A 5,236-nucleotide genomic window follows, 5' to 3' on the forward strand; every position below is an offset into this window, starting at 1 on the left:
AGAAAAAAAGAAGGAGCGGAGGCGGCGGACCACCTCCCCCGCCGAGAACCTGCACGCCAGAATGGGAATGCGCCGACTGGACCGCGTGCCTCGGAGGCGAACGATCCCAAACCTGCAAAGACAAGAACAAGTGCGACCCGGACAACTTCGTTACCGTCACGACAGAAGCGTGCATCAACCCCTGCGAGAACGGCATCCAAGACCCGGGCGAGGAAGGCATCGACTGCGGCGGCAGCTGCGCAGCGTGCGGCATCACCAAGGGCAGCGTGCGCATCGGAGCACCGGCCAATATTCCAGTAGAAATCGCAACCCCTGCCACCGTCACCATCGAACTTGAAAACCTCGCCAAGACAGATCTGCAAGACATGACTGTAGTCATTCCTGAAACAGGACTCAAAGAAAGCCTTGGCGCACTCCCCGCAGGAAAAACCAGGAAAGTAGAAGTCACCATCGACCCACTCAAAACACCCCAACTCGTCAAGCAACTCAAAACCCAGGCCGCCCCGCAAATCACCTTCCTCGTCATGGAAGGAGACAGCACCATTGCTGAGCGCGCAGCAACGCTTGAACTCTCCGTTCCAGAAGGGTTCGCCACCCAACTGCGCGTTTGTGACGAAGACCTCGCTGAACACTACGCGTGCGAACCAGGCGAGCCACTACTCTTCATGATCGTGGACAACAGAGGAGCAGAATCGGACAAGAAAAACGTCCAGTTCGTCTACAACCTCGAAAAAGACGGGAAGGAAATCTTCTCCAGCGTCTTCGGACCCTTCAACGTTGAAGACGACGAAATCCTCATCCAAAGCGAAGAGCTCTCCACACTCTCCCTCCCCCCTGAGGTCTACCAAGCAAGCGTTTCCATGTACGAACGAGGCGTCAAGAAAGCAGAAGCAACACAAACCGTTGACTTGCGAGAAAAAGAAATAAAGACGAAAGGACTCAGCGCAGGATTCTTAATCTTCCTGCTCATCATCGCCGTCGTTATCGTCGTACTCTACTTTGCAGTTGATATGTTTATGGAAAGAGGTGGGAAATAAAAATGGCAGTACAATATATTGGAACTCAAGAATTACTTCAGGTCGTTTTGGTCGTTATGGTCTTACAGATAGTTGGATTCTTCCTCATCCTCGTGGAAGTCCTCAAACTATCTCGGCTCATACGCCAAGAGAAGTACGACATCTCCCGATTTGAGAAGGACCTTGCAGGTCTTGAAGCCAAAGGAGAGCACAAAAAAGAATCGCCCAGCCAAGCACTCCAAGATTACGTCAACAAGGCTTTGGCAAAGGGCGTTACCGTAACAGAGATACGGCAAAAGCTTCAAGAACGCGGCTGGAAGGAAGAGCAAATCAATGCAGTCCTCCCCCAAACAGCCTCTGCCAGTCCTGAAACGCTCACAACCACTGCCGCGGCGACGTCAACAACCACTTCGTCAACCTCAACAATGACGAGTGAGTCAGGGCCGAGCCAAATGCAGACAGACGCCGAGCAGAAGAACTCAGACCCGAATGCGAGCAATGTAGGAGGACCCGGGGGAAACTCCGCCAACTAGGAGGCCGCCACGCGTCCCGCGTCGCGAGCAGCATCGAACACGACAAGGAGCGCTCAAGACGAGTTTTCCAGGCGCAAGTGTGTACTTGTGACAGTGTAAAGCAGCGCAAGGTGAAGGCCAAGTAGCAAAAAGAAGAAGGGGTCTGCGGTTTCCACCCCCGCCACGGTTCGCCTACCTCTCTCTACCCCTTCCGGCTTTCGCTCTTGTTTCCGGAGAAGAAGGAATGCAACTCGTCCAAGTCGTGCAGGAACCGCTTAATAGTCCTTGGCAAGTCTTGCTTCTGCGTCCCCACAATCTCCACACAACGCTCAAGAACGTTGCCCTCAAAATCCGCTTTTGAGACTAGCTTGAACGTATCAGCAGGGGGAGGCTGATTCTTCTTTTTTGCTTTCCTTGCAAGTTTCCACTTCCTGAATAACTCCTCGACCCTGCCAGGCACCGCTCGCTCCTCCACCCCGAGAAGCGAACAAAGCGCGCGAATAAGCTCCTCTTCCTCCAACACTAAGCGCTCGGCAGCGGCGCCGGCAGCGAACTCCAACCGAATAACGCCGTCTTGCACCTTTGTGCACTTAAGGAGCTTGATGCGCACCGCCTCCCCCGTCAAGTCAAGATGCGTCCCTCCGCACGCCTCAACATCAACACCCTTGATGTGCACAATCCTCAGCATCTTTCCCGGCACGGCGCCCCCTTGGTAGATGTCAAAACCAAACATCGCCTCAGCAACGTTTCTAGGCAGAAACATCTTTTCTACAGGAATGTTTTGCTCGACAATCCTGTTCGCCACCCGCTCGATTTCCTTCAACTCCTGCTCGCTAGGAATCTCCCAATGCGTCACGTCAATCCTGGCCTTCTCCAACGTCTTTGCAGCACCCGCTTGAAAAATATGATCCCCTAGCACCTTTTTCGCCGCGGCGTTCATAATGTGCGTCGCTGTGTGATGCTGTGTGAGCTGGACTCTCCGCTCTTTATCAATGCGCCCCTGCACGAGCTGCCCAATCCTGAACGTGACCTCCTTCTCCAACTCGTGCACCACAACCCCGTCCTGCTTGAAGACGTCGCGCACTCGCACCCCTGCGAGGGTTCCTTCGTCATGCAGTTGCCCCCCGCTGGTTGGGTAAAACGCAGTCCGATCGAGGACGACAAAGTTTCCCTTCGCAAAAACAACATGCCCTTCGAAATCAACGTAGTCATAATGATCGTAATAGAGACAAATCGTTTTTGGAACATCTCCTAAGGAAATGCGCTTCTCCTTTCGTGTCTGCACCTCCTGAACCCTTCGTTCATGGCGCTCAGCCACCTTTGCAAAGAAATTATCCGGCACGCGGACGTCAACGCCTTTTTGCTTGGCCGCCTCAACAACTTCTTGAGGGGTAACACCGTGGCTATCGTATAAGTCAAGCAAGACAGACTCGGAAAACACGTTCTTGGAGACAACAGACTCAACCAATCGACGCGTTCTTTTCTTGTGCTCTACAAACTTCTTCTTCTCAACGTCCAAGATAGTCTTGACCTGCCCAATCTTGCTCAAGAGTTCTGGAAATAAGGGCTCGAGCTCCCTTGCGTGCCACTCGGCCACTTCGCCCAAGTTGATATCCCACCCGAACTGCTCACAAAAGCCCAATGCCCGCCGCAAGATGACGCGCAAATTATACCCGCCACCGACGTTGCTCGGCAACGCGTTATCAGCAAGAGCGACCAACAAAGCCCTCGTGTGTTCGGCCACGCTGTAAAGTGCTGCAATGGGCAAGACGCGCTCCCTCAAAGACACTACATCAAGCCCTACTTTCTTCGCAACACCAATCCACGCTTTCTCAACGTCCTCAACCTCATCAACGTTAAGGTAGGAAGCAACAGGAAGAAATGAACGCATGAACGCTTCGTCAGGAGCAAGACCTGTCTTGCGGTAGAGCCGCTTCATCACGCCGGGAAAGGCCGCGTCGTAGTTCGTTGCGCACCCTTGAGTAAACCACGCAGCGCGCTCCTGCCCCTGACCCATATCAAGCACGCCAATCTTCAACTTGCGAAGCCCTCTCGGCGTCTGTTCGAACTGCATGTACACTTGATTGCTCAGCTCAAGCCCGCGAGAGAAGAACTCAACGCAACTCCCAACGTTACCGCCGCCAGCCCAAGCATCCTCGTGAATAGTCAACTCTTCAACAGGAACACCAAGGCCGTCACGCAGCCACGATAAGTGATGGGAGAAGTACGTGTTTATGTCAAACGCGTCAGGAGGAGTGAAGGCGTGCTCGCCCATCATAACAAAACCAACATTATGCCCGGTAATGCCAACGTTGTCCACGTCTCCAAAGCGAAGGCAGAACTGTGGAATAGTAAGCGGATTTGCTGGCGGATCAACCTCTCCCGAAACGACAAAGGGCTGAAACGCGGCGATGCTTGCAATGGTGAATTCTGTTGTAGGGTTCCACCGAGCAACAACAGGGTAGCGCCGCACCGGCGTGTATCCAAAACGCTCGTGCACCTTCGCGAAACGCTTCCACACCTCAACGTAAGAGAGTTTTTTCTTTGCCGGACTCTGACCGATGAACCGAAAACCTCCAGAACACGCAGGATCGCCACAGCGTCCCTGTTCCTCATGTACACTCCAAAACCTTGTTCCGCACGATGTGCACGTCTTCCTCACAAAACCTTCCTTTTTCAATGCTTCAACAGGATAGAACTGCTCAGGAGACTTCTCCGCTTCCTTTTTAAACTGCCGTTTTGCTTCCTTATCAGAAACGGGAGCGATCTCCCCCTGCGCACCTGCCTCGTTCTTGCCAGCGCTCCGTGTGCTCATACGAGAACGAAAGGCGGAAGGGAATATTTAAGCTTTCAGTTTTTTCAATTATTCACCCCTCGTCAAAGCAGCACGCTTCTCTCCAACCCAATTACGTTCTCCAGCAACGTCTTCCTCTATTTCCTCTATTAACTGCTACGTCACCTGCGGAGTCTGAATAAAAGGAGAACGGGCGGAAGAAGGCAAGGAGAGAAGCGTGCACGAAAAGCGAGGAGGGCCGAAGCCATTAGCAGAGTGCCTGGAACACCCCCTGCACATCAAGGCAAACCCTCTTCTCGCAACGAGAAAGCCAACGCTACGGAATAGTAAAATATAAATAGGAGGTAGGAGCAGGGTCGTTTATACGCCAACATCGAGAAAAAACGGCGGATAGGAGAGGAAAGGAGGGCCAAGCATGGAACGTGATGAAGAAGACTATTTTGACGACGACTTCAATGAAATTGAAGAAGTCTACGACGACGCACGGGCAGATTTGGTCAAGAACGATGAAATAAGCCCTGAAGAAGAAGCGTTCATGCTCGGGTATGAGGAAGCGGCATCAGAAACACTCTCCCGAAAAGAAGAAGACGACGACGCAGCGTACGAAGCGGCGTTTGCGCCTCCACCCTCCAAGAAGAAAAGCACCAAATCAAGCACAAAAAAGCCGAAGAAAACAAAGACCCCGCAGAAGAAACAAAAGACGACCCGGAAGGAACCCAGCAAACCACCAACGAAAGCCGCGAAGAGAAAAACGGGAAAAACCAAAGGGCAAAAAAAGCCGCGCCCAACAACGAAAAAACAAAAGAAAGAACAGCGAAAAAAGCAAGTCAAAGCGGCAAAAAAAGCAAGCAGGACTGCAACCAAGCCAACAAAGAAAGCAAAGAAAACAACAGCAAAAACAAAGGCGGCAAAAA

General features: G+C 52.4%; 4 protein-coding genes. 3 read left to right on the forward strand and 1 reads right to left on the reverse strand.

Annotation, left to right across the window (positions count from 1 at the left end):
* Nucleotides 1-1,037, forward strand: a 1,037-nt coding sequence (locus tag D6783_03795) for a hypothetical protein (protein ID RME52790.1), incomplete at its 5' end; no start/stop codon positions are given.
* A gap of 56 nt (nucleotides 1,038-1,093) precedes the next feature.
* A complete protein-coding gene (locus D6783_03800) occupies nucleotides 1,094-1,549 on the forward strand; it encodes a hypothetical protein (GenBank protein RME52791.1) in 456 nt (151 codons plus the stop codon).
* A gap of 181 nt (nucleotides 1,550-1,730) precedes the next feature.
* Here the strand turns inward: D6783_03800 and alaS are convergent, their stop codons facing one another.
* The gene (gene alaS, locus D6783_03805; protein ID RME52792.1) at nucleotides 1,731-4,343 is read right to left on the reverse strand and encodes an alanine--tRNA ligase; all 2,613 of its coding nucleotides are present in this window, start codon (nucleotides 4,341-4,343) and stop codon (nucleotides 1,731-1,733) included.
* Nucleotides 4,344-4,737: 394 nt separating this feature from the next.
* Between alaS and D6783_03810 the strand changes: the two genes are divergently transcribed.
* Nucleotides 4,738-5,236: hypothetical protein (locus D6783_03810; GenBank protein RME52793.1), on the forward strand; the 499-nt coding region annotated here is incomplete at its 3' end.

It is taken from the genome of Candidatus Woesearchaeota archaeon (assembly GCA_003694805.1).
Lineage (GTDB): Archaea > Nanobdellota > Nanobdellia > Woesearchaeales > J110 > J110.